25 protein-coding genes and 2 pseudogenes are annotated in these 23,754 nt (G+C 67.0%); 17 read left to right on the forward strand and 10 right to left on the reverse strand.

Annotated features, from left to right (window positions below):
* The first annotated feature begins 85 nt into the window (after positions 1 to 85).
* Positions 86 to 1,462 carry an aldehyde dehydrogenase gene (locus A5673_RS22335; RefSeq protein ID WP_068237684.1) on the forward strand — a complete coding sequence of 459 codons (1,377 nt, stop codon included), beginning with the start codon at positions 86 to 88 and terminating at the stop codon, positions 1,460 to 1,462.
* A gap of 11 nt (positions 1,463 to 1,473) precedes the next feature.
* Here A5673_RS22335 and A5673_RS22340 read toward each other — a convergent pair whose 3' ends face one another.
* A complete protein-coding gene (locus tag A5673_RS22340; RefSeq protein WP_068237621.1) occupies positions 1,474 to 2,088 on the reverse strand; it encodes a methylated-DNA--[protein]-cysteine S-methyltransferase in 615 nt (204 codons plus the stop codon).
* A complete protein-coding gene (locus tag A5673_RS22345) occupies positions 2,085 to 2,591 on the reverse strand; it encodes an RNA polymerase sigma factor (protein ID WP_068237624.1) in 507 nt (168 codons plus the stop codon). The genes A5673_RS22340 and A5673_RS22345 overlap by 4 nt, the downstream gene beginning before the upstream one ends.
* A 205-nt stretch (positions 2,592 to 2,796) precedes the next feature.
* Between A5673_RS22345 and A5673_RS22350 the strand changes: the two are divergent.
* Both A5673_RS22350 and A5673_RS22355 read left to right on the forward strand, forming a co-directional pair.
* Positions 2,797 to 3,510: pseudogene (locus A5673_RS22350) on the forward strand (2OG-Fe(II) oxygenase).
* A gap of 22 nt (positions 3,511 to 3,532) precedes the next feature.
* Positions 3,533 to 4,191, forward strand: a pseudogene (locus A5673_RS22355) (nitroreductase family protein).
* Between the two features lie 99 nt (positions 4,192 to 4,290).
* On the opposite strand, the gene A5673_RS22360 reads toward A5673_RS22355, so the two are convergent.
* A complete protein-coding gene (locus A5673_RS22360) occupies positions 4,291 to 5,862 on the reverse strand; it encodes a PPE family protein (RefSeq protein WP_068237628.1) in 1,572 nt (523 codons plus the stop codon).
* Positions 5,863 to 6,240: 378 nt separating this feature from the next.
* Between A5673_RS22360 and A5673_RS22365 the strand changes: the two genes are divergently transcribed.
* The 4 genes from A5673_RS22365 (at position 6,241) to A5673_RS22380 (ending at position 9,966) form a co-directional block, all read left to right on the forward strand.
* Positions 6,241 to 7,518: a DEAD/DEAH box helicase gene (locus A5673_RS22365; RefSeq protein WP_068237686.1), complete on the forward strand. Its 1,278-nt coding sequence runs from the start codon at positions 6,241 to 6,243 to the stop codon at positions 7,516 to 7,518.
* 101 nt (positions 7,519 to 7,619) lie between these two features.
* Complete coding sequence (locus A5673_RS22370) at positions 7,620 to 7,823, forward strand: cold-shock protein (RefSeq protein WP_066969694.1); 204 nt, start codon at positions 7,620 to 7,622, stop codon at positions 7,821 to 7,823.
* Positions 7,824 to 7,993: 170 nt separating this feature from the next.
* Complete coding sequence (locus tag A5673_RS22375; protein WP_156748478.1) at positions 7,994 to 8,392, forward strand: hypothetical protein; 399 nt, start codon at positions 7,994 to 7,996, stop codon at positions 8,390 to 8,392.
* Positions 8,393 to 8,697: 305 nt separating this feature from the next.
* On the forward strand, positions 8,698 to 9,966 hold the full coding sequence (locus tag A5673_RS22380) for a cytochrome P450 (protein ID WP_156748480.1): 1,269 nt from the start codon (positions 8,698 to 8,700) through the stop codon (positions 9,964 to 9,966).
* Between the two features lie 222 nt (positions 9,967 to 10,188).
* Here the strand turns inward: A5673_RS22380 and A5673_RS22385 are convergent, their stop codons facing one another.
* The 3 genes from A5673_RS22385 to A5673_RS29255 all read right to left on the reverse strand — a co-directional run bounded on the left by A5673_RS22385 (position 10,189) and on the right by A5673_RS29255 (position 11,823).
* A complete protein-coding gene (locus A5673_RS22385; RefSeq protein WP_068237634.1) occupies positions 10,189 to 10,797 on the reverse strand; it encodes an LGFP repeat-containing protein in 609 nt (202 codons plus the stop codon).
* A 369-nt stretch (positions 10,798 to 11,166) separates the two neighbouring features.
* A complete protein-coding gene (locus A5673_RS22390; RefSeq protein WP_197518452.1) occupies positions 11,167 to 11,517 on the reverse strand; it encodes a DUF732 domain-containing protein in 351 nt (116 codons plus the stop codon).
* A 147-nt stretch (positions 11,518 to 11,664) separates the two neighbouring features.
* Complete coding sequence (locus A5673_RS29255; protein WP_156748482.1) at positions 11,665 to 11,823, reverse strand: hypothetical protein; 159 nt, start codon at positions 11,821 to 11,823, stop codon at positions 11,665 to 11,667.
* Positions 11,824 to 12,136: 313 nt separating this feature from the next.
* Here A5673_RS29255 and A5673_RS22395 point away from each other — a divergent pair, with 313 nt between their 5' ends.
* The 5 genes from A5673_RS22395 (at position 12,137) to A5673_RS22415 (ending at position 17,245) form a co-directional block, all read left to right on the forward strand.
* On the forward strand, positions 12,137 to 12,955 hold the full coding sequence (locus A5673_RS22395; protein WP_068237637.1) for an alpha/beta fold hydrolase: 819 nt from the start codon (positions 12,137 to 12,139) through the stop codon (positions 12,953 to 12,955).
* Between the two features lie 40 nt (positions 12,956 to 12,995).
* Positions 12,996 to 13,748 carry a sugar phosphate isomerase/epimerase gene (locus A5673_RS22400; RefSeq protein WP_068237640.1) on the forward strand — a complete coding sequence of 251 codons (753 nt, stop codon included), beginning with the start codon at positions 12,996 to 12,998 and terminating at the stop codon, positions 13,746 to 13,748.
* A gap of 283 nt (positions 13,749 to 14,031) precedes the next feature.
* A complete protein-coding gene (locus A5673_RS22405; RefSeq protein WP_068237643.1) occupies positions 14,032 to 15,492 on the forward strand; it encodes a biotin carboxylase in 1,461 nt (486 codons plus the stop codon).
* Positions 15,489 to 16,685 carry a serine hydrolase domain-containing protein gene (locus A5673_RS22410; protein WP_068237646.1) on the forward strand — a complete coding sequence of 399 codons (1,197 nt, stop codon included), beginning with the start codon at positions 15,489 to 15,491 and terminating at the stop codon, positions 16,683 to 16,685. Before A5673_RS22405 ends, A5673_RS22410 begins: the two co-directional genes overlap by 4 nt.
* Positions 16,686 to 16,705: 20 nt before the next feature.
* Positions 16,706 to 17,245 carry an FKBP-type peptidyl-prolyl cis-trans isomerase gene (locus tag A5673_RS22415; protein WP_156748487.1) on the forward strand — a complete coding sequence of 180 codons (540 nt, stop codon included), beginning with the start codon at positions 16,706 to 16,708 and terminating at the stop codon, positions 17,243 to 17,245.
* Between the two features lie 12 nt (positions 17,246 to 17,257).
* Here A5673_RS22415 and A5673_RS29260 read toward each other — a convergent pair whose 3' ends face one another.
* Together A5673_RS29260 and A5673_RS22420 are read right to left on the reverse strand one after the other, a co-directional pair.
* On the reverse strand, positions 17,258 to 17,443 hold the full coding sequence (locus A5673_RS29260; RefSeq protein ID WP_156748484.1) for a hypothetical protein: 186 nt from the start codon (positions 17,441 to 17,443) through the stop codon (positions 17,258 to 17,260).
* 79 nt (positions 17,444 to 17,522) lie between these two features.
* Positions 17,523 to 17,843 carry a hypothetical protein gene (locus tag A5673_RS22420; RefSeq protein WP_068237649.1) on the reverse strand — a complete coding sequence of 107 codons (321 nt, stop codon included), beginning with the start codon at positions 17,841 to 17,843 and terminating at the stop codon, positions 17,523 to 17,525.
* Between the two features lie 87 nt (positions 17,844 to 17,930).
* On the opposite strand from A5673_RS22420, the gene A5673_RS22425 reads away from it, so the two are divergent.
* Entirely contained in the window at positions 17,931 to 18,380 is a 450-nt protein-coding gene (locus tag A5673_RS22425; protein WP_068237652.1) for a nuclear transport factor 2 family protein, read from the forward strand.
* Positions 18,381 to 18,487: 107 nt separating this feature from the next.
* Positions 18,488 to 19,333 carry an alpha/beta fold hydrolase gene (locus tag A5673_RS22430; RefSeq protein ID WP_068237655.1) on the forward strand — a complete coding sequence of 282 codons (846 nt, stop codon included), beginning with the start codon at positions 18,488 to 18,490 and terminating at the stop codon, positions 19,331 to 19,333.
* A 4-nt stretch (positions 19,334 to 19,337) separates the two neighbouring features.
* On the opposite strand, the gene A5673_RS22435 is transcribed toward A5673_RS22430, so the two are convergent.
* A complete protein-coding gene (locus tag A5673_RS22435; RefSeq protein WP_068237658.1) occupies positions 19,338 to 19,568 on the reverse strand; it encodes a DUF167 domain-containing protein in 231 nt (76 codons plus the stop codon).
* 83 nt (positions 19,569 to 19,651) lie between these two features.
* Between A5673_RS22435 and A5673_RS22440 the strand changes: the two genes are divergently transcribed.
* The 3 genes from A5673_RS22440 (at position 19,652) to A5673_RS22450 (ending at position 22,111) form a co-directional block, all read left to right on the forward strand.
* Positions 19,652 to 20,350 (forward strand): DUF899 family protein, encoded by a 699-nt coding sequence (locus A5673_RS22440; RefSeq protein WP_068237698.1) that lies wholly within the window; start codon positions 19,652 to 19,654, stop codon positions 20,348 to 20,350.
* The gene (locus A5673_RS22445) at positions 20,347 to 20,823 is read left to right on the forward strand and encodes an ATPase (RefSeq protein ID WP_068237661.1); all 477 of its coding nucleotides are present in this window, start codon (positions 20,347 to 20,349) and stop codon (positions 20,821 to 20,823) included. Before A5673_RS22440 ends, A5673_RS22445 begins: the two co-directional genes overlap by 4 nt.
* A gap of 202 nt (positions 20,824 to 21,025) precedes the next feature.
* Entirely contained in the window at positions 21,026 to 22,111 is a 1,086-nt protein-coding gene (locus A5673_RS22450) for a diguanylate cyclase (protein ID WP_068237665.1), read from the forward strand.
* A 28-nt stretch (positions 22,112 to 22,139) separates the two neighbouring features.
* Here A5673_RS22450 and A5673_RS22455 read toward each other — a convergent pair whose 3' ends face one another.
* Positions 22,140 to 23,435, reverse strand: a complete 1,296-nt coding sequence (locus A5673_RS22455; RefSeq protein WP_068237668.1) for an NAD(P)/FAD-dependent oxidoreductase — start codon at positions 23,433 to 23,435, stop codon at positions 22,140 to 22,142.
* Between the last annotated feature and the right edge of the window lie 319 nt (positions 23,436 to 23,754).

The raw sequence follows: 23,754 nt of genomic DNA on the forward strand, positions 1-23,754 counted from the left end.
AGCCAATAATGTCCGTCGGCATTAACTGATTGGCCCGCGCGCCGAGAGGGTAAACGGGGTCGTGTCTTCCGCCCTGACCAAGATCATCAGCGTCCTGGACCCTCGCACCGGCGACACCGTGTCGCAGGTGCCCATCACCGAGCCGGCCGACTGCGACGAGGCGATCCGGCGCGCCGCGGAAGCCGCACCCGGCTGGGCGCGCACGCCAGCCGCCGAACGCGCCGCCGCGATCGCTGCGGCGGCGGCCGATGTCCGCGCCGCGGCCCATGAACTCGCCGAACTGAACGAACGGGAAACCGGGAAGCTGCGCGACGACGCGCTCGGCGGCGTGGACGCCGGAGTCGGCACCCTCATGCAATACGCCCAGCTCGGGCCGTTGCACCGCGGGCGCAGCTTGCAGGGCGGGTGGTCGGCGACCGACCTGATGTTTCCGCAGCCACGCGGCGTGGTGGCGGTGCTCACGCCGTGGAACGATCCCGTCGCGGTGGCGGCCGGGCTGCCCGGCGCGGCGCTGGTGACCGGAAATACTGTGGTGCACAAGCCCAGCGAGCGCTGCCCGCAGACGGGCCGGCGGTTCGCCGAACTGTTGGCCGCCCGGCTGCCCGACGGTGTGCTGCAGATCGTCGACGGCGACGAAACGGTCGGCGCGCGCCTGGCCGAGGCGGGCAGCGTCGACGTGGTCGCACACGTGGGCAGCAGCGCGGCCGGCCGAGAGATCGCCCGCGCCTGCGCCGACCGCGGCGCGAAGGCGCTGCTGGAGAACGGCGGGAACGACGCGTTGATCGTCGACGCCGACGTCGACCCCGCCTGGGCGGCCGGCCAAGCCGCGCTGGGCGCCTTCGCCAACGCGGGTCAGATCTGCGTGTCGGTGGAGCGCATCTATGTCGTCCAGTCGATCGCCGACGCGTTCGTCGGCGCGCTGGCGGGCGAGGCGGCATCGTGGGCCGACCGGATCGGTCCGTTGGTCGACGAGCGTCATCGCGATCAGGTGCACGCGCACGTCGAGGACGCGGTCCGGCGCGGCGCCCACGTCTTGGCCGGCGGTGAACCGGGATCCGGCCCGGGGGCCTTTTATCCGCCCACGGTGCTGACCGACTGCACGCCCGACATGTCGGTGATGAGCGAGGAAACGTTCGGCCCTGTGGCGGCGGTGCGGATGGTTCCCGACTTCGCCGGCGCCCTGGCCGAGGCGGCCGACGACCGCTACGGGTTGGCCGCGACCGTGCTGACCGCTGACATGGCGCATGCGCAGGAGGCGTGGCACAGCCTGCCGGTGGGCACCGTCAAGATCAACAATGTGTTCGGCGGCGCACCCGGGGGCGCGTCCCAACCGCGCCGCGCCAGCGGAACGGGGTTCGGCTTCGGTCCCGAACTCCTCGACGAGATGACCACCATGAAGGTGGTGCACTGGTCGCCCGCGACCGTGTCCCGCGAAAGTGCAAGTACCGACGCCTCCACTTGAGAAACGTTCCGCTAGTTGCACTTTCGCGGTTGGCCCTCTAGATCCAGCAGGACGCGCTTGGCGGCGGTGCCGCCGCGGTAGGCGCCCATCGTTCCGTCGGAACGGATCACCCGATGGCACGGCACGAAAATGGGAATCGGGTTGGTCGCGCACGCCGTGCCCACGGCGCGCACGGCCCTGGGGGAGCCCGCGAGCCCGGCCAGCGTGGCGTAGCTGGCCGTCTCCCCATAGCCGACGTCGGCGCTGAGGTGCTCGAGGACGGTGCGCCGAAAACCCTGGGACAGCGACCAGTCCAGCGCGACGTCGAAGCGGCGGCGACGGCCGGCGAGATATTCGTCGAGTTGCCGCGCAGCGGGATCCAGCCGTGCCGGCGACTCGAGCACCCGCGGGCTGACGCGCTGTGCGAGGTCCTGCAGCACGCCGGCGCGGTCCTCGTTGGCGAACGCCACTCGCAGCAACCCTCGGTTGGTGGCCGCCAACAGCAGCGGCCCGACCGCGGAATCAACTGTGCGGTATGCGATGTCGAGGAGGTCGCTGGCCTGGGCGACCCTTTCCAGCCGGGCATGCAGGCGCCGAAGGTGCTCGCGGTCGACGGGGTAGTGCTTGGTCAGATCGGGTGTGCTCATTCGTGGTTCCTTGCGGTGTCGAGGCGGGGATAGGTGCGTCGGAGGGTGGCGATCCCGTCGGCGGCGGCCCGTCGCGCGGCGGCCACGCTGCCGCCGAGAATCGCGGCGATGTCGGCATAGGGGAGGCCGGCCAGATAGCGGTAGGCCACCGCCTGACGCTGCTTGGGTGGCAGCGCACCCACCGCGGCGTCGAGGTCGAGATCGTGGCTGTCGGCGCGCTCGCGGGCGGGGGAGTCGGGGGGATCGGCGAGCGGGACGGCCCGGCGCGAAGTCGCGCGGGCGACGTCGATGGCTTTGCGATGCGCGATCGTCACCAGCCACGCCTCGACGTTGGCGTCGCCGGGCAGCTGCGGGTAGGCCTTCAAGGCGGCCAGAAACGTGTCTGACCAGGCGTCGTCGGCGTCGGCGTGACCGACCACGGCGCGAACGACCCGCAACACCGTGGCACCGTGGCAAGCGACGATGGCTTCGAACGGCGGTTTGACGTGCCGAGGAACGTTCACCGTTCGTGGTTCCTCCCTGACTTTCAGCGACTCTTACTGGGAAGACGCCGGAGCGTTGTCGAATGTGAGATGCGGATGCAACGAATCTAGAGCTCACGTTTCCCGGGTGCCCATCGTTTACCGTGTGGGGAGGTGCAACGATGCAGACACGACACACGATGACCGGCAGCCCACTCCGTGAGCTCACATTGGCCGCCGACTTCTGATGCCCTCGAAATGGGACCGACGGGTGAACGCCGCAGACTGGGCGGCCGTCGCCGCCGACATGAATGACGTTGGCGGCGCACTGCTTCCGCAGCTGATGACTCCGGCCGAGTGTGCGACGGTGCTTGGTCTCTACCCCGACGACGGCCTGTTTCGCGCCACCGTCGACATGACGCGCCATCGCTACGGGCAGGGTGAATACCGCTACTTCAAGCGGCCCTACCCGCCCCCGATCGAACAGCTCAAGCAGGCGCTCTACCCCCGGCTCCTGCCGATCGCCCGCGACTGGTGGACCAAGCTGCGCCGCGAGCCGCCCTGGCCCGACACGCTCGACGAGTGGCTGGACCTATGCCACCGCGCCGGCCAAACCAAACCCACGGCATTGCTGCTCAAATACGGGCCCGGTGACTGGAATGCGCTGCATCGAGACCTCTACGGGGATCTCGTCTTTCCGCTCCAGGTCGTGATCAATCTCAACGAGCCGGGCGTGGCGCACACCGGCGGCGAGTTCCTGCTCGTCGAGCAGCGACCGCGAGCGCAGTCCCGCGGCACCGCCACCACGCTGCCGCAAGGGCACGGCTAAGCCTTCACCACCCGTGAACGCCCGATCCGCTCGACACGCGGCTGGTCGGCCGCCCCCGTACGTCACGGGGTTTCGGTGGTGCGCTCCGGTGAGCGCTGCACGCTCGGCTTGATCTTCCACGACGCCGCCTGACCACCTACGGCACGATGGTGCCATGGAGTTGTACGACGTCATGCGGTCCACGCCCGCCGTGCGCGAATTCGCCGACGACCCGCTTTCCGATGACGTGCTGGCGCGCATCCTGGACAACGCCCGGTTTGCGCCGACCGGCGGCAATCGGCAGGGCGTGCGCGTCATAGTCCTCCGCGACGCGCAGACCCGCTCGGCCCTGGCCGACCTCGGACTGCCCGCCGCTACACCGCGCAGCTCGCACACGGCGAGTCGCCATGGAATCCGTTGCAGCCGAGCGGCGTCGATGCCCCGACGATCGACGCGACCGAGCCGCCCCCGCAGATGTCGGCTCCGATCCGCGAGGCGCCGGTGGTGTTGGTGATCTGCGTGGATCTCGGCGTTGTCGCCGCCACCGACCAGGACCTCGAGCGTGTCGGCGTGGTGCCCGGGGCCTCGGTCTACCCGTTCGCGTGGAACGTCTTGCTGGCCGCGCGCAATGAGGGTTACGGCGGGGTGTTGACCACGATGGCCGTGGCCGAGGAGCCGCGCGTCAAGGAGCTGCTCGGCGTGCCCGACCCGTACGCCGTCGCCGCGGTCGTGCCGCTCGGCAAGCCGGTGCGCCAGGTGACGAAGTTGCGACGACGGCCGGTCGGTGAATTCGCGACCCGCGAGCGCTTTGACGGCGCACCGTTCGGCCGTTAGCTCTCAAGAGAACGGACAGCCGGGGTTTGCCGCATCTTCGGACAGGGGTTTACCCGATCGGCTGGCCCCGTGGAACTCCAAGTCGGTGGTGGCGTCGGGCTAGCCGATCTCTGCGCTGCCGGGCAGCATCGGGATGCTCGGTCCGCCGCCGAAGTTGTCGCCGGCCAGCGTGGTCAGTCCCGAAGCCCGGCCCATCGTGGGGTCGGCATCGGTGCCGGCGAAGCCCATCTGCCCCGCGCCCTGGCCGGAGGCGACCGGCGAGGCGTCCAGGTACTCGTAGCGGTAGCCCCGCTCAATATCTTTGGGTACCAGAGACTTTCGCCGCCCCGCCGGAGTGCGCTCGACGGCCGGCGCCGCGGCGGGTGCCGGCGCCGCGGCGTCCCGCGCCTCCGGCGTCCGAGCGGTGCCGCGGGCACTCGCGTGTGCACCGGCCCGGGAGGCGCCGATCAGGTATTGGCAGGCAAAGCTCTGCGCGCCCACCGCACCGCCCGTGCCCGCACCCGGGGGCGTTGGCGCGGCGCCCGGCGGGACTGGGGCGGTCGGCGTCGCCGCCGAAATCGAAACCGGGGAAGGCGATGAGACAGTTCCCGCGGAGGAAGCGACGCCGACCGCCGGCGCGCCCGCCACCGAGGCGATCGGGCTCGGTGCGGTTGCCGGCGGAGTCGGCGCCGGTGGCGCGATGCCGCCGATCCCGGCGAGACCGGCGAACCCACCGGTGGCCCCTACTGGGGCGGTCGCGAGGGGAGCCATCAGGCCCACGGAATAGACCGGATTGTTGGCGACAAAGGTGGGCAGGGTCGCCATCAACGTGGGGTAGTTGTAAAAGATGTTGATCAATAACAGGGTTCGATGCACGACAAACTGGGTCCCGAGGAGCACGAGGGCTTGCACCAGCTGTTCGGGGTTGTTGGCGTACATCGGAATCATGGTCTCGGCGCGCGACAGGAACATCGACAGGCTCGGCTTCAACGTCGCTGGGGGGCCAAAAGGATTGAACGGAAAGATGGCCTGTAGCCATTTCTCGGGGCTGGTGGGCAACCCGGTGCCCATCCCGGGCATGTTGCCCATGCCGCCCATCCCCGAGCCGGACCCAGATCCCATGCCGCCCGAATTCCCCATGGCGCCGTTATCCGCCTTCATGATCCGGGGCGACGGTGTGCTGTCCGGCGCGGCCGCCACCGCGGTTGTCGAAACGGCCTGATAGGTGCTCATGGTGGTGGCGGCCTGGATCCACATCCGCGCGTAATCCGCCTCGTTGAGGGCGATCGGAATGGTATTGATGCCAAAGAAGTTCGTGGCCACCAACACGGCGTGGGTGGCGTGGTTGGCGGCCAGCTCCGCCAGTGTCGGCATCGTCGCCAGCGCCGTCGCATAGGCCGTTGCCGCGACCTCGTGTTGGGCGGCCACCGCGGCGCTGTTGGCGCCGGCCTGCACCAGCCACGCGATGTATGGCACATGCGCGGCCAGGTATTGCGCAGCGCTCGGGCCTTCCCACGCGCCGGCCTGTACCGATGCGAGCAGTCCGGTGAGTTCGTCTGCCGCCGCGGCATATTCGGCGCTCAGCGAGTTCCAGGCCGCCGCCGCGGCGACCAAGGAGCCCGCTCCCGGCCCGCTGGATAGCGTCGCCGAGTGCACCTCGGGCGGGACCGCCATCCAGACCGGGGCCGTCATGGCCCACCCAACCGCGTCACACGGCCTCCCCAATAGCGAACCGTAGATACAGATGTATAAGTCTATTATTACCGTAGATGAGGGTGAAGCAAAGTATTTTAACCGCATCGACGCCAGCCCATCGCCGGGCTGGTCGGGACCAGATCGCCCTACTGCTATGCTTTGGTCAACGTTGGCTGTCTCACCCGATGGCCGGCACGTCGTGAAACGCTTCTTCCTCCTTCCGGCGCCAGCCCTCATCAGTGGCTGACGCACTGAACCCGGCACAGTTCGTATCGCGGCGATCGATTTTGCCCACCGGCAATCTCGCCACCCTGTGCTGACAGATCGCGCGCTTTCGACGCCGACCTGGCACAACCGATGCTGAAAGACATCAAAGTGACCACTGGCAAGACATTTGCCGATCTCGGCGTGGCTGAAGCGCTCATCGAGGTGCTGACCGCGCGGGGGATCACCCACCCCTTTCCCATCCAAATCGAAACGCTGCCCGACACACTCGCCGGTCGAGACGTCCTCGGCCGCGGCAAGACGGGCAGCGGCAAGACGCTCGCCTTTTCGCTCCCCATGGTCAGCAGGCTGGCCGGACATCCCCGCCGGCCGTCCCGACCGTCGGGTCTCGTTTTAGCCCCCACCCGCGAGCTCGCCAGCCAGATAACCGCGACGCTGGAACCGTTGGCCGCCGCCAACAACCTTCGCGTGACCACGATCTTCGGCGGCGTACCGCAGGGCAGGCAGGTGGCCGCGCTGAAAGCGGGCGTCGACATTGTCGTGGCGTGCCCCGGCCGGCTCGAAGACCTGATGAAGCAACGGCTGATCAGTCTCGACGCGATCGAGGTGACGGTGATCGACGAAGCCGATCACATGGCCGATCTCGGCTTCCTGCCCGGCGTGACTCGCATCCTGGCGGCCACGCCGAGCGGCGGCCAGCGGCTCCTGTTCTCGGCCACCCTCGACAACGGCGTCGACAAGCTGGTCAACCGATTCCTGCGCAACGCGGTGCTGCACTCTGTCGACGGCTCCGACTCGCCGGTGTCAGAAATGACCCACCACGTGTTCCATGTCTCCGGGGTCCAGGCCAAGAAGGAATTGGTACACCGGCTCGCCTCCGGCAGCGGTCGCCGAATCCTGTTCATGCGCACCAAGCATCAGGCCCGCAAGCTCGCCAAGCAGCTCACCGAATCCGGTGTTCCGGCAGTCGATTTGCACGGCAACCTGTCTCAGCCGGCTCGCGACCGGAACCTCGCCGCCTTCAGCACCGGCGAAGCGCGCGTGTTGGTGGCCACCGACATCGCGGCGCGCGGCGTGCATGTCGACGGGATCGAATTGGTGGTGCACATCGATCCGCCCGCCGAGCACAAGGCTTACCTGCACCGGTCCGGGCGGACGGCGCGGGCGGGCAACGTGGGTGACGTCGTGACGGTCGTCCTGCCCGAGCAGCGCAAGGACACCCACGCGCTGATGCGCCGCGCGGGCATCCGTGTCACTCCCCAGGAGGTCACCGTCGACTCGGCCGCCGTGCATGCGGTGGTCGGTGAACTGGCGCCCTACCGGGCTCCCGCGCCGAGGAAGGCGGCCACGTCGCATCCGTCGCAGCCCCACCGTTCGGGTACGGCCGGTCGCAGGCGTCGCCGTCGATCCGGCGCCGCGCCCCGTTAATTATTCAAGCCGCACAACGGTTTTCATAAAGAACTGGCTCGTGCTAATTTGGTCGTGCGGATGTTTTTGGTACATCCCACAGTTAAGAGAGAAGAAAGTAAATGGCACAGGGAACTGTGAAATGGTTCAACGGTGAGAAGGGCTTCGGCTTCATCACCCCCGACGACGGCGCGAAGGACCTCTTCGTCCACTACTCGGAGATCCAGGGGAGCGGCTACCGCTCGCTCGAGGAGAACCAGCGTGTTCAATTCGAGGTCGGGCAAGGAGCCAAGGGACCCCAGGCAATAGGAGTCTCTGCCGTCTAGAACTCACACTCGTGACAGTGGGCTGGTGCGTTGCTTCGCACCAGCCCACTGGTTCTTCTCGAACTTTGGGGACGCGCCGGCGTGCACGAGGCCATTCCGTCACCGTGACGAAATATCTGGGTGATGGTTGTATCACACCTTTGGGGCATCGGCTCGAATATCATGCTGGGATGACTGATCCGCCGCAATCCATCCAGATCGAGCCCGCCAAACCGCGAAATCGTCTGGTGGCCCTTGCGCTGACCGCGGCGGCGCTCGGTGGCCTGGGGGCGGCCCTCAGCGTGGGTTTCACGTTAGCCAGCCATGCGATGACGAGCGGGTGCATCGTCGACAGATCGTTAGAGGGCGTCGGCATGCTGTGCACGGTCGCCGCGGGTCTGTTGGGTGTCGTCGCGGCAGCGCTCGCGCTGAGAAGTGTGAGCGGGCCCGCTCGGGTGCGGGGCGCGCATTTTTGGGTGGCCGTCGCGGCGGCGGTAATCGGTGCGGTCATCGCGATTTTCTGTTTGCTCTGGTTCGTTACAACCTCGGGTTATCACGCGATCGACCCGGCTTACTTGCACCGCTGTTAAGGCTCGGCCCGCATACGGGAATCAACCCGAGGCAGAACCCAATTCGTCACTGTGACGTATTGCGAACGATGGGGCGGGCGGGGCGGCGGCGGGTCGGGGTTGCCGAACGGCCCCGTCGGAGCATCACGTTATGGGCGCGCGTCAACAGAAAAGCGGCGGCTTCATCGTTGGGACGCGCGCCTCGACGGCGAGGCAACGCGAACGGGGACGATGACGGGGGCGGGGGCGGCTGACCAGCCAGCCTTCGGCGCGGGCGCATCTCGCGATACAAAGCCCATGATCCGGTTGTACCGATAAGCGACATTATGTCAGGTAAACCACTGCATATCGCATCAGATGAATTGTTGCCTGACCTCCTGTCGGTCACCGCTCCTCCCGTTGGCGCGGACCAAGATGTTCCCGAGGCGTCGGGTATGTTGGGTGGCGTAAATCAGGGCCGCCGTGCGGCGAATATCCGCTGGCGCGGGAGGAGCGGTGACGAGTTGCTGCCTGATTTCTTCACAGACGATCGCAGCGAGCTTTGGGACGCGCTGCGCAAGCGCGGGCCGGTCGTGTTTATCGAGGACAGCGCGTTTATGAACGGCTATTGCCTCACACGGGCCGATGACGTGCTCGCAGCGCTGCGTAACCCGGAAGTGTTTTCGCTTAACGCTTTGGATCGGCCGGACCATGCGCGTTGGCGCGCGATCTTGCAGCCGTTATTGAGTTCCCGCGCGGTGAAAGAGATGGAACCCGCGTTGCAAGATCAGGCCGCGGCGGTGGTCGAAGCGGTCGCCCCGCAGGGTAGTTGTGAGGTGATCGCCGATGTTGCGGAGCCATTCGCGGCTCAGGTCCTTCTGACAGTGTTGGGGTTGCCGCCGCAAGACGGGGATAGGTTGCTGCGCTGGGAGAAAGCGCTTTGGGCGATCCAGCGGGCGCCTCTGGCCGCGGTCACAGGTGTCCGTTTCGAGGATCTGGTGCAAAAATTTGAGATGCTCGCCTATTTGGCGGAGGCTTTCGCGCAGCGCCGCGCCAGACCTGATATTGCGGGTGTTCTTTCCGGGTTGGTTGCCGGCGACAATGGGTTCGACGAAGCAGAGGCGTGCGCGGTAGTTGAAACGCTGATCGCTGCGGGCATTACGCCGTTTAGGAGCGCGGTGGGTTTCGTGTTTCTTGACCTTGCCCGCGACCCGCGGCTATGCGCTTCGCTCCGCGAAAACCCCGCAGGGATTGAGGGATTCGTCGAAGACGTGCTGCGCCGCGAGCCGCCGGCCCCGGTGATCATCCGCAGGGCCGCTCAGAACGTCACCGTGGCGGGTGTCGAGATACCGGCAGGGGCCCGGGTCGGGCTATGCGTAGGGGCGGCCATCCAAGAAGACATGGCGGACGGCCACGGGTCGCGGGCGGACTACTGGGCATTCGGCGGGGGCCCGCACCGCTGTGTGGCCGTCAGTCTGGCGAAAACAGCGTTGACTCTGTTGGTCAGCGAATGGTTACGCACTATCCCCGCGTTCGGGTTAGATGCTGAGTCCGTGCCGCCGGTTATCCTCGATGACGCGGTCCGACTGTCGAGTTTGCCGCTGCGCTGGCATTGAGTCAGACCGCCGGCGGGTAATTGCCGTGAATGCCGCGCTGGTCGCCAGTTTCGGCTAAGCACCGCGCGACACACCGTCCGGTTACGGCCGCCGCGCCCGCGGCCGTGAGTGCGGCAGTTGCCGACCGTAATGAAGCCTTCCGTTTCGCCGCGCCGCTCCCCTGCCGGAGACGCGTTTCGAGGAATATGCACGAATCGACCTGTCTGATGCACCTGATTCGGGCTACAGCCCGGATGGTACGACCTTGTCGTTTACCGTTACCTCGACCTGGCCGGTTTTCGGGTTGTACTCGATCTTCCCGTGCTCGAAGGTCGTTACGAGTAGATCGCCGACGGCGTTCTGGTCGCTGGTTGGGAAGCCCAGTGGACCTGCCGAACCATTAGTGCCGGTGATCGCAGGTGTGCCGTCCGGACCGCGTGGGACATTCCAGGCTTCGCGGATCTTGCCAAGGGTGATATATGCGGGCGTGTCGGCCTCGCCGTTCCTGGCGGTGATCACCCCGCCCTGGAACTGCTGGAATACCAGGCCGCTCGCCCGTGTCCCCGCGTTGCGGTCTCCCGTCAGCGGCTTGCCGAGAGCGTTCTTCTGAGCCTCGGTTGCCGACAAGTACTTGCCGGCGATTGGACCGGTCAAAGTCACCTCCACGTCGCCCACCCCGATGAGCTTCACCTCGGCGGGCTGCGCTGGTGTGCTGGACGTGGAGATGGTGTTCCCCGCGACCTGAGGTGGTGGCGACGCGTCGACGCTCTTGCCATTGCTGCAGCCGACACTGATCAGCGCGACGGCGACCAGGCTGACGACTGCCGGGTGGCGGTACCCGATCGTTCCCATGGGCTTCCTCCTCGCGTCTTGCTGTATGTGGGTCGAGTTGCGGCTGACCCGCCTGGCCGGGACCACAACCGAACCACTTGAGTGGCGCAGGTGCTCCCGGCCGTCCTAGCTCCGAACGACCTTACGACGCGGTCATGGCCGGCGAGTCAGAGCACCGGGTAGGGATCACCGGTGCTCGATAAATCCACCAAGGGCTCGGTGTGCTCCTTATGTGACATCGCGTCGATATCCGGCTCGGCGCAACCCATCCTCGTCCGCAAGGGCTTGAGTCAGCCTTTAGTGCCCCCCGAATGCCGCTTCGGGCCTACGGCAGCACCCCTCAGAGGCTTGAACTTTCGGCTTCACCGCGCCGTGGCAGAGCGTCTGCCGTCACATCAGCGGGGGCGGCGGCACCAGTGGCAGCACCGGATTGCCGAGAGCGTCGTGATGCTGCGGGCAGTAAGCAGTCACCGAAGCACCGATGAAATAGCCAGCTTGCGCCGACGACAGGTTGGTGTCTGTCATCAACTTCAACACCACGACAGCCGCGCCTTCACCTCGGTCCAATTCGGCGCAGATCTCGTGTGCCGTCGCAACGGCAGAATCCGGGTCAGCGACGCTGATTCCGCGCTCCTCGAGCGCACCGACGAAATCTCCGTCGCTCGTCTGCGCTGACGCATTCGCTGAGAGAAATGATGCGAACAACGGCAGGCCGAGCGCAGCTACGGTCGACCACTTCACACGGCATCTGCGATTCCGCGCCGCACTGATCTTAGGCATCGCTCTCCCCACAGTACCCAAATAGCCAGCCTCATGGGCTCTGCCGGCCCGGCGGGGCCAGGCAGCGCTGGCCGTCACTCGCGCGGCGCTCCGACTTTGTTTATCGCGTCAGGTGGTCCCACTCCAGCTGGTGGATGCGCGGCGTGCGATCCTGCGATCGGCGCGGAACTCGGGAATGGTCAGGACGCAGCGGCCGGTACTCGTGTTCCATACCCGCGCCGGATCGCTGCCGGCGATCACGAACCGGCCACTCGGGTCGATGCCCATGCCTAGCGACCACTGGTGTGGCAGTACGTGCCGCTCCGCAACAGCACGCAGTCGAGGCCGCATGCCCTGCGGTTCGCCATCGCCCCTCACCGCGTCCAGTCTAGGTGCCTGTCTTACACGTTTAGGTTTGTAGACCGTAAGGCGGCCTGGCGCTCTCAATCTCCGTCTCTGCGCTCGACGTCATTGTCCTGCCTTCCCTCAACCGAAATCGCCGACGCTGGAGAGCTCGCAGGGAAAAATCACCTCGCTTGCGGTTGACTGTCATTCGAGCGCGGGGGGCGCCCGCGAGCGGCGACTGCGAGAGGAACGCGCCATGCCTACCATCACCACTTCTGACGGTGTCGAGATCTTTTACAAGGACTGGGGGTCCGGCCAGCCGATCGTCTTCAGCCATGGCTGGCCGCTGACGGCCGACGACTGGGACGCGCAGATGATGTTCTTCCTGCACCACGGCTATCGGGTGATCGCGCACGACCGGCGCGGGCATGGCCGATCCGATCAGGTCGGCAACGGCAACGACGTCGAGCACTGGGTGGCGGACCTGGCCGCGCTGACCGAGCAGCTCGACTTGCGCGGGGCCGTCCATATCGGGCACTCCACCGGCGGCGCCGAGGTGGCCTGCTATGTGGCGCGCCACCAGGAGCGGGTCGCCAAGGCGGTGCTGGTGTCCTCCCCGACACCGAGCATGTTGCAGACGGAGAACAATCCGGGCGGGCAACCCCAGGAGTGGTTCGAGGCGGTGCGGGCGGGTGTCTTGGGAAATCGATCGGAGTTCTTCCGCGCGGTGCCGGAGGGTCCGTTCTACGGATTCAACCGCGAGGGCGTGGAACCGTCCGAGGCGGTCATCGCGAACTGGTGGCGGCAGGGCATGTCCGGCAGCGCCCAGGCTCACTACGAGACGGTGGTGTCCTGGCTCCAGGACTACTCCGAGGCGCTGAAGGCGATCACCGTTCCGGTTCTGGTGATGCACGGCGAAGACGATCAGATCGTGCCGTTCGCCAGCGCGGTGCCCCGCGCGGTCGACCTACTACAGAACGGCGCATTGAAGACGTATGCCGGCTACCCGCACGGCATGCCGACCACGCACGCCGATGTTCTCAACCCGGATCTGCTCGCATTCATCGAGTCCTGAGCGGCAGCGTTGCACGTCAGCGGAGTAGCGTCCTGCGATTGTGCAGCTTGCTCTGACACCCGACGGCAAGTGGGATATCGCGACGCCCGAGCTGGTGTCGGCGGCGAGCGCGGCGGGATTCAGCGCAGTGGGGATCAACGCCGAGCGGGTCGACGCGGCCGCCGCCGCGGCGTATGCCGCAGCCGGAGTGCGTTGCCACGAATTGCTCGCCTTCATCGTCGGCGACGACGAATCCGCCACCATGGCACGTGCCGAACAGTTGGCCGACCGCGCGCAGGCCATCGGCGCGGACTGGGTGCTGACGGTGTTCACCGACAAGGTGCCGGCCAAGCGAATTCGACGCTGCGCCAGGCTCTTCGACGATGCCGGCGCTGGCCTTGCGGTGGAATCCACACCGCTGGGCGCAATTCCGACGATCAGCGACGGCATGGAGTACGTGCGGGCCGCAGGCGAGGCGGCGCGGGCCGGGCTGCTGGTCGACTCATGGCACTTCTGCTTCAGCTCCAACACGTGGGAGGACCTGTCGGCGGTGCCGCCGGACGACATCGCCTACGTTCAATTCACCGACGCGCTGGAACCCGAGCATCGAGACCGGATGATCCGCGAAAGCTTGCACCGCCGGGCCCTGCCCGGTGAAGGCCTCCTCGAGTTAAACCGTTTCGCGGCAACGCTGCTGGACCGCGGCTGGGACGGTACGGTCAGCGTCGAGGTGCTCAGCGCGCAACTGCGCGACCTGCCCGTCGACGAGCTGACCAGACGCTTGTACACCACGACCGCCGCGTACTGGAGTTGAGCCGGCGCCGAAGGCCGCCGAGCACTCGTGCGAGCACCCCTGGAGGGCCACCGGGTGAGCCTCGGGTGCGGTGACTCGACACACCAGCGACGTCGAATGTGACCGCACCGGCTCTTCGGAGGTCGTACTTTACGATCCGGCGAGGACGCATGGAAAAGACGGTTGACCTGCCCCGCGCGTTCCATACTTCGACACGGCCCCGGACGGGGCGCAATACTTGTGCGATGCAGGCGTGCCGTTTCATCACACTCGCGCCGACCGCAGCACCCCTGGAGGCCTGAACATGAGTGAGCCCGAGCCGCGCGTACTGAACGGTCTGTCGGACATCCGCGCGTTCTTCCACACGAACAAGGTGCCGCTGTACTTCATCTCGCCGACGCCGTTCAACCTGTTGGGCGTTGACCGTTGGATACGAAACTTCTTCTACCTGACCTACTTTGACTCTTTCGAGGGCACGCACTCGCGCGTGTTCGTGCCCCGGCGGCGCGACCGTCGCGATTTCGACTCCATGGACGAGGTGTGCAGCCACCTGTTGTCCGATTCCGAGACGCTCGAGTTCATCGCGGGCAAAGGTCCTGGTGGCAAGTGCTGCTTTGTGATGATGAACGAGGAAATCCAGGCCCTCGCGCGGTCGGCGGGTCTCGAGGTCATGCACCCGCCGATCGAGCTGCGCAATCGGCTCGGCTCCAAGATCGTCATGACGCGCCTGGCCGACGAGGCGGGGGTGCCGAGCGTGCCCAACACGATCGGGCGGGCCGGCTCATACGACGAACTGCTGGCGCTCGCCCAAGACGCCGGCTTGGGAGATGACCTCGTCATCTCGATCGCCTACGGCAACGCGGGCAGCGGGACGTTCTTTGTGCACGGTCAGGGCGACTGGGACAAGTACGCCGGTGACCTGGTCGGGCAGGACCTCAAGGTGATGAAGCGCATCCGCAATGTGGAGGTGTGCCTCGAGGGTGCGGTGACCCGCCACGGCACCGTGGTCGGCCCCGCGATGACGAGTCTGGTCGGTTATTCGGAGCTGACGCCGAGCCGGGGCAGCTGGTGTGGCAACGACATCTGGCACGAGGTGCTGCCGCCCGCCCAGACGCATGCCGCGCGAGAAATGGTGACCAAGCTGGGCGACGTCATGCGCCGCGAGGGTTACCTCGGCTACTTCGAGGTCGACCTCCTGCACGACCTCGACTCCAACGAGCTCTACCTCGGCGAGGTGAACCCCCGCCTGAGCGGCGCCAGCCCGATGACGAACCTGACCACCGAGGCCTACGCCGACATGCCGCTGTTCCTCTTTCACCTGCTCGAGTACATGGACGTGGAGTACGAGCTCGACATCGACGAGATCAACGCGCGCTGGGAGCGCGGCTACGGCGAGGACGAGGTCTGGGGCCAGGTGATACTCACCGAGACCTCCCCGGATATCGAAATCTTCACCGCGACGCCACGCACCGGGGTATGGCGCCTCGACGACGACGGTCGGGTCTCCTTCTCGCGGACCGCCAACGACTGGGCCACGCTGCTCGACGGCTCCGAGGCCTTCTACATGCGCGTCGCGGCGCCCGGCGACTTACGTTCCGAGGGCGCCCAACTCGGCGTGCTCGTCACTCGCTCACACCTGCAGACGGACGACTATCAGCTCAGCGACCGCTGCCAACGCTGGGTCAAGGGCATGAAGGCGAAGTTCGTCTCGACGCCCCTGACGCCCGCCGCGCCGATTGTCTCGCGGCTCGTCGCGCGCGCGTGAGCGCCCCGGCCGGCATCTCACTGGACAACTGGCTGTCGCCGCCCTACTCGCAGTGGTCGTTTCAGCATGTCGAAGACATGGTCCCGACCGCGCTGATCTCCCGAGGGACCGGCCCGGTCGCGGCGATACCCCCGGCCCCCGCTCCCCTCGCGGAGATCCCGGTGACCAACACCGACGGGACGGCCACCACCGTCGGCGCGGTGATGGCCGCCACCGCGACCGAGGGGTGGGCCGTCGCCCATCGCGGGGCGATGGTGGCCGAGGAGTACCTCGACGGCCTCAAAGCCGACACCCGGCACCTGCTGTTCTCGGTGAGCAAGTCGCTGGTGGGCGCCGTCGTCGGATCGTTGTGCGGGGCCGGTGCGATCGATCTCGAGGCGCCGGTCACGAAATACATTCCGGCCCTTGCGGATTGCGGCTACGACGGTGCGACGGTGCGTCACCTGCTGGACATGAGGTCCGGTATCGCCTTCTCGGAAAATTACGGCGACCCGTCCGCGGAGATACATCTCCTCGACCAGGCGATGGGCTGGGCGCCCAGGCGCAGTCCGGAGGCCCCCGCCACCCTGCGCGATTTCCTCCTGACCTTGCGGCAGAAGTCGCCTCACGGCGGCCCGTTCGAATATCGCTCGTGCGAAACCGATGTACTCGGCTGGATCTGCGAGGTCGCCGGCGGCCAGCGGATGCCGGCACTGATGTCGGAACTGCTGTGGAGCCGCATCGGCGCCCAATGCGACGCCACCATCGGGATAGACCCCGCCGGCACCGGATTCTTCGACGGCGGCATCAGCGCCTGCCTTACCGACATGATCCGGTTCGGCTCGTTGTTCTTGTGCGACGGTGTCGCGCTCACCGGCGAACAAGTGGTGCCGGCGGCGTGGATCGCTGACACGCTCGACGGCGGCCCCGACTCGCGTCAGGCGTTCGCCGCGTGCCCCGAGGACACCGAATTGCCCGGCGGGATGTATCGCAACCAGGTGTGGCTCCCCTACCCCGGCAACAACGTGGCGTTGTGCCTGGGCATGTGCGGTCAGATGATCTACCTCAACCGCGCGATCGGGATGGTCGCCGCCAAGCTGTCCAGCCAGCCGCATTCCCATGAGCCGCACATGCTGGACACGCTGCGCGCGTTCGACGCGGTGGCGCACGAACTGGCTGGGATCGCTAGCCAGTCCGAAGGGCCTGTAGCGTGACGGTCGTGAAGTCGTCCCGGATGTATCCCACTGTCGCGCTTGCGGCCTGCGTCACGGCCACCGTCATGCTCGTCACGCCGGGCACGGCCACCGCCGCCGGCTCCTGCCCCACCGCCGCACCGGCGAACGGCGGGGCGCCCGACTGGACACTGGCCGGAACCACGGGCAGCGTCGCGGTCACCGGATCCACCGATACGACGGCTCCGCGCGTGGCCGTGACGGCGCCCTTCAGCGTTACCCAGACGCAGGTACACACCCTGCACGCGGGAGATGGGGCGGTGGTCCCGGGCACCGCCCGAGTTTCCGTCTGCTACATGGGCGTCAACGGCCGCGACGGCTCCGTGTTCGACAGCAGCTACGACCGGGGCGCCCCGGTGGACTTCCCGCTCGGCGGGGTCGTGCCCGGATTCCAGAAGGCCATCGCCGGACAGAAGGTCGGGTCCACGGTCGCCGTCGCGATGACGTCCGCCGACGGCTATCCCGACGGTCAGCCCAGCGCCGGCATCCGGCCGGGCGACTCGCTCGTCTTCGCGATCAAGATCCTGAGCGCCTCCAGCTGAGTCGCCCGCCCCTTATCTCTGCCGCATGAACGCGACGCGCTCCGGCTTGCGTTGCTGCAGCGGCCGCGCCTCGCGTCGCTGGCGCGCCCACCATGCCCGCAATGCGTGGGCGTCAATAGGCGTAGTCGGGTCGTCAAAAGGCGAGGGTGCGGTGTACATGGCGCCTTCGTTCTGCGGATTATAGACGAGCACGTTCACTAATTGGCTATGAGCTTACTATGGATGACGAAGGAACGCCAGCGTCTACTAAATGATCTCACGGAGGCCACCGTCGGGGTCAGTTCGCCGGCGGTACCAGCGGTGGACGGCAGACGTTGGCGCCTGGATCCCACCACCAACCGTTGTCGCACGCCAGCGGCTGCGGCCCGACACCCAGCGGCCGGCACACGTTGGCCGTCGGGTCCCACCACTGCCCCGCGTCGCACGCCAAGGGTTGGGGCCCGACACCGAGCGGGCGGCAGACCTTGCCCGTGGGGTCCCACCACTCGCCGTCCGCGCAGTCCGCCTTGCTCACCGCCGGCGTCGCGATTGTCACGACGGCCATCGATGCCAACGCCGCCAAGACAGCGGGACCAAGACGGCGGACGAAGGTCCTCATGGAAAGCCTCCCCCTGGTGGCATATGGAACATCGAACCGAGCCGGGCCGTACAGGTCAAGGGGTTTGGCGCGGCTACCGTCGAGTCCGTGACGACTGAAACCGACCCCGCGGCTGACGAAGCCGAGCTTCGACGGCTCATCGACGAGCTGGCCAGCGCCCTTCGCGCCCACGACCTAGATGCGGCGATGTCGGTCTATGCGACCGACGTGGTGTCCTTCGACATCGAACCACCACTCCAACACGTGGGTGGACCCGCAAAACGAAAAAACTGGGAACGCGTCTTCGCGGCATACGAGCGCCCCCTGGATTACGAGGTTCGCGAGCTCGCCATCACCGTGGGCGGGGACGTGGCGTTTGCCCACAGCCTTAATCGGCTCAGCGGCACGTTGCGCAGCGGTGCGCAGACCACCGGCTTCTGGGTCCGGGCGACGATGTGCTTTCGAAAGCTCAATGGCCGCTGGGCCATCGCGCACGACCAGGTATCTGTTCCTCTCGACATGACGACGGGGGCGGCGCTCGTGAATCTTGAGCCCTGACCAGGCATTGGCAGTACATGGCAGCTCCCGGGGTGGCCTTGGCAGCGGCCGCTGAGCTTCGATTCGGGTAGGGGTCGGTACCGACAGCTCAAGGAGGGACAACCGTCATGCCACAGCTCGCGCTCCGGCAGGCCACCATCGAATACCAGGAGTTCGGACCGAAGGATTCGCGGCATGCGCCGGTGCTGTTCGTGCACGGCATCCTGGTCGACGGGCGACTGTGGCGCGAGGTCGTCGACGGCCTGGCGGGGCGCGGTTTCCGCTGCATCGTGCCGACCCTGCCGCTGGGCTCACACACCATCCCCGTCCAGGACGCCACCGCGCTGTCTTTGCCCGGTGTCGCCGAGCTGATCAACGACGTGATCGTCGCCCTCGACCTATCCGATGTGACGCTGGTCGGCAGCGACACCGGCGGCGGGCTCTGCCAACTGGTCGTCGACGCCCACCCGGACCGGATCGGCCGCCTGCTGCTCACCAACTGCGACGCGTTCGACAAGTGCCCGCCGTTTCCGTTCGACGTCGCGTTCGGGGTGCTTCGGGGCCCCGCCTCGATCAGGGCGCTGATCCGACCTATGCGGTGGCGGGCGCTGCGCCACTCGCCACTGGGCTTCGGGCTGCTCATCAAGCGGCCCGATCCGGAGCTCACCGCCGCCTGGTTGCAGCCCTGCCTCAACGACTCACGCATCTGCCGCGATCTGGCGGTGCTGCTTCGTCGGGTGGCCACCTTCGATCTCACGGATGTGGCCACTCGCCTGCCCCGGTTCACCAAGCCGGTCACGCTGGTGTGGGGCCAGGAGGACCGTTGCTTCACCCCCGGCCTGGGCCGGAAACTGGCCGCGTTGTTCAGCAATGCGAAGTTGGTGGAGGTGCCCGGCGCGAGAACGTTTGTCTCCCTCGATCAGCCGCACGCGGTGATCGACGCGATCGCCGCCTTGAATGCGGTCAGGGCCTAACGCCTCAACGGCTGACCCGGAAACGTTTGAGCCGCGCCGTCGTTCCGGAGACCAATGCGATTCGGCTTCTCGGCAAGTGCAGGTGTGCCGCGAGCAACCGGATGACGGCCTCGTTGGCCTTGCCGTCAACCGCGCGCTCCCGGACGTAGATCGTCAGCTCGCCATCCGGACCGGCCTCGACCAGCGGCCCCTTGCGGCTACCGGGCTTGACCTTGACGACGACGGAGTCGTTCATGCGGCGTAAGGCTACCGATGAATTTCGGGCGCGCCACGGGTCAGACCTTTCGGAACACGCAATTGACCGCGAAGGTGGATCCCATGTCCCTGGACAAAGCAGCCCTGCCCCCCGTCGTCGACCATTCGACGTGGCGCGCGGCGCTCGACGAACTGCGCAAGCGTGAGAAGGCCGCGACCCGCGAACTGGACGCGATCGCGGCCCAGCGCCGGCGCCTGCCGATGGTCGAGTTGCCCGACTACACCCTGATCGGCGCCGAGGGGCCCATTCGCCTGGCGGATGTGTTCGCCGGCCGTTCGCAGCTCATCGTCTACCACCACATGTGGTCGGACGGCGCCGAGTGGCAGTGCGGTGGCTGCACGGGCTTCACGTCGCAATTCACCCGGCTGGAGTTCCTCGACAACTACGACGCCCGGTTCGTCATCGTCACGAACGGACCGATCGATGAGGCACTCGCTTACCAGCGGAAGGTCGGCAACCGGATGGAGTGGTACTCGTCCTCGGAGAGCACGTTCGGCGCCGACATGGACGCGCCTCCCGGCGGGGGCTTCGGGGTCAACGTGTTCCTGCGCGACGGCGACACCGTGTATCGCACGTGGCACACGAACGGCCGAGGCACCGAGCAGCTCAGCCATTCGTTCGCGTTGATCGACCTCCTGCCGTGGGGCCGGCAGGAGGAATGGCTCGATTCGCCTGAAGGGTGGCCCTCCCGCCCCACATACTCGGGGTGGCTCGACTCCCCCGATATCGCCCGCGCCTACGGACCCAGGGATAACGCATGACCGCCACCGCCGAACGTTACGTCGCCACCCGCACCATCGCCGCGACGCCGATGCAGATCTTCGCCGTACTGGCGGACCCCTCCCACCACTGCAACACCGAACCCACCGACTGGGTCCGTGACGCGGTGGACGTCGCACCGATCACCGGCGCCGGACAGATGTTCGCGATGAACATGTTCCTGACCCAGGCCGGTGGTGACTACGTCGTCCACAACCTGGTGAATGTGTTCGAGAAGGACCGTGCGATCGGTTGGATGCCCGGCCAGCTCGACGACGCGGGCAACCACCGCCCCGGCGGTTGGTTCTGGCGCTATGACCTCGCCCCGAACGGGGACCGCACCGATGTCACGCTCACCTACGACTGGAGCGGCACGCCGCAGGACTTCCGCGACCAAGTGGGCACCATGCCCATCTTCGGCCCGGACTACCTGGCGGACTCTCTGGCCGCCCTCGAGCGGTCGATCGCGCACTGAGCCTGCGCTTTCGCCGCGCGAATGATTGTGGCGCGCAAATATTCGGACCACCGAAAAGTGCGCGCGGTACATCAGACTTGCATTCCAAATTATTCGCCCGAAGCATTCCTCCGGTCGAATAGAAGCATTCGTCGGAATCAGCGTGCGATCCGGGTTTAGTTTGGTAAATCTCGACGACCCAAACCCGTCCGGAAGGCAAGCAATGAGGTGGTTGGCGGCGTGGTGGCGACAGCCTGACCACTTCGACTGGCTGACCGGCTACCTGCAAGCCCACGGTCTGAGCGCCAACACCCGTCGCGTCCTGGCGGTGGTGTCTGCGTCGCTCGCGCTGTGGCCCGTCAACGTCCTATGGGGTCAAACGCCGTTTTATCCGCGCGTGGCCTTGACCGTCTCCACGCTGGCCGGCCTGGTCGGGCTGGGCATGGCGATGGTGTGGTTGTCCCGCTGGCCCACGCGCCGCCAGTCGATCGTTTTCGCGATGACCGGCAGCGCGAGCATTGCCGCCGGTTGCCTCTGGCAGACCGAGCCGATCGTAGCGCTGATGGGGTGCTCGGCTCTGGCCGTTCCGGGTGGGTACGTCGCATTTTTTCACACCGGCCGATATATGGCTCTGAACTTTTTCCTGGCCGGCGCGGTGGGCGCCATCGAAGTGGTGCGCCTGGTCTTCGCCGGCGAGACGACGCTGGCCTTGACCGGTTACTTTCTCGTGCTCGAACTCAACGTGATCGTGCCATTCGCCATCCAAATCGTCGTGCGGGCGCTGGGCCTCGATTTATCGCGCGCCAATCGCGACCCGCTGACCGGACTATTGAATCGGCGTGCCTGCGACCGCGCGATCATCGGGCGGATGCTCGCCGGCGGCGACCACATGTATCTGTCCGTCGCCATGGTCGACCTCGACCGCTTCAAAGCCGTGAACGACAGCCAAGGGCATGCCGCGGGCGACAAGGCGCTCGTCGCGGCGGCCCGGGCGCTCACGGCCGCCTGCCTGGAAACCGCGGTCATCGGTCGGGTCGGCGGCGAGGAGTTTCTGATCGCGGACGTCGTCACGACACAACCGTCGCAGGGTTGGGGGCATCGGCTCTGTCATGCCGTTGCGGCGATCCCCGCCCCGGTGACGGCCAGCGTGGGAACCGCCACCCTGTCGTTGCGCAGCGTGGGATGCGACGACGCCGAACGGGCGTTCCGCCAGCTGGTCGCCGACGCCGACACCGCCATGTACGAAGCCAAGCGCTGCGGTGGAAACCGGGCGCACCACCACTCTGCGGCGGTGGCCCCGACGTCGTGACGACCGGCGCCCGCGCTGTTCGCCCAGGTCATGCCGGAACAAGCCGCCGCCGCCGGGAACGGAGCGCGTTCTGCCGCCCCGCGCCGACGATCTCCTTGAGCGTCGCGACCAGCCGGTCGGGCCTGTCGCGCAGCGCGCGCGCCGCGGCCCCGAACACGAGTCGATTCGTGAACAACTGCGACGGACGGATGTCATGGTTCAGCACACCGAGAAGCATCTGTTTCGCTGCGGGATCGGCGGCGACCTCCTTCATCAAGCGGGTTCTGAACGGTGTCGTGGCGCCCGGCGTGCCGAAATCATGCGCGAGCCAATGCATCTCATAACCGTCGTCATCGCGCCACCGCCACCACCGCCGCATCGCCTCGTCGGGACTGGTGTCGCCCAGCCCCTCCTCGATGGAGCGGGCCAGCCGCCGCGCCTGGCGAAACGCGTCGCCGATCCCCTGGCCCGGCGATGGATCCTTGAAGTGGCCGGCGTCGCCGACGAGAACCCATCCGGGACCGGCGGACTCTCGGAAGTACCCGTGCCAGTTCGTCAGCACCCGGATGGGGCCGACGCGTCGACCGTCTCCGACTAGGTCCGCGAGTTCGGGCCAGGCCCGCAAGCCGGCGGTGAAATTGGCTCCGCGATCGGCGTGGAACTCGGCTTGTTTCGCCATGTCGATCGCGATCGCGGCCATGTAGAGGTCACCGTCGGTGGGCCCGGCGAGAAAGCCCAGATCGCCTCGGCGGCCAAGTCGCGCGTGTCCGTCCCGGTCGCGCACGTCCTGGAAATACGCCCAGGCAAACATCTTTCCGGCAGCCGCGACGTGATATTCGCGGGCACCGCACAGCGTGGCGATCGTCGAATGCCGGCCGTCGGCGCCGACCACCAACCGTCCCTGGATCGGGCCGGCGGCCGTGTCCACACCGGTGACGCGCCCATCCTCGGCGATGAGGTTGGTGACGCGCACGCCGGTGCGAACGTCGGCGCCCGCCGCGGCCGCCGCGTCGACCAGCAACGCGTCCAGCGTCACACGCCGGACGCACACGCCGCGCGGGGTCGCGATCGCGGGATCGACCGTGGCCTCGATGCGGACGGCATCGTCGATCGCCATCGTCATGCGATCGAGCGGGACCGCGCCGGCGGCCATCACCGCCTCCAGCACCCCCAGCTCGTCGAGCATCTGCACGCCCGAAGGCTGAATGATGTGGGTCGACGGGGTGTCCGACGGAAAGTGGGCACGATCGACCAGGCAGACGCTGAGGCCCCGCCGCGCGAGCATCGTGGCCAGCGGTGAGCCGGCGCACCGCGCACCTACAACGACGACGTCGAATCGCTTCATGCCGCTCCCGCAATCGTTCGGCCAACCCTGAACCCGACCCTACATAAATAGTAAGGAAATAGTAAGAGACTCTTAGGCAACGTTTAGATTATGCACCGCCGCCGCACGCCCACGGGCTGGAGCAAGCGCGCCGCTTGCGGCGAAATCCGTTCGCATACAAGGCTTTCAGCTCATCGACCCTCGTTGTTGAAGATGCCGTTCGGCAGCAGGCGAGATCGCCACAGCCGGCGGGTAGGGTCAGCTCAGTGTCAGGGTGAGGTTGCCGCTTGTTGCGGTGGTTGGATCCTGATCACCTGGTGTCTGGCTCATAGGGTCGCTG

This window comes from Mycobacterium sp. E3198, assembly GCF_001667015.1.
Taxonomy (GTDB): domain Bacteria; phylum Actinomycetota; class Actinomycetes; order Mycobacteriales; family Mycobacteriaceae; genus Mycobacterium.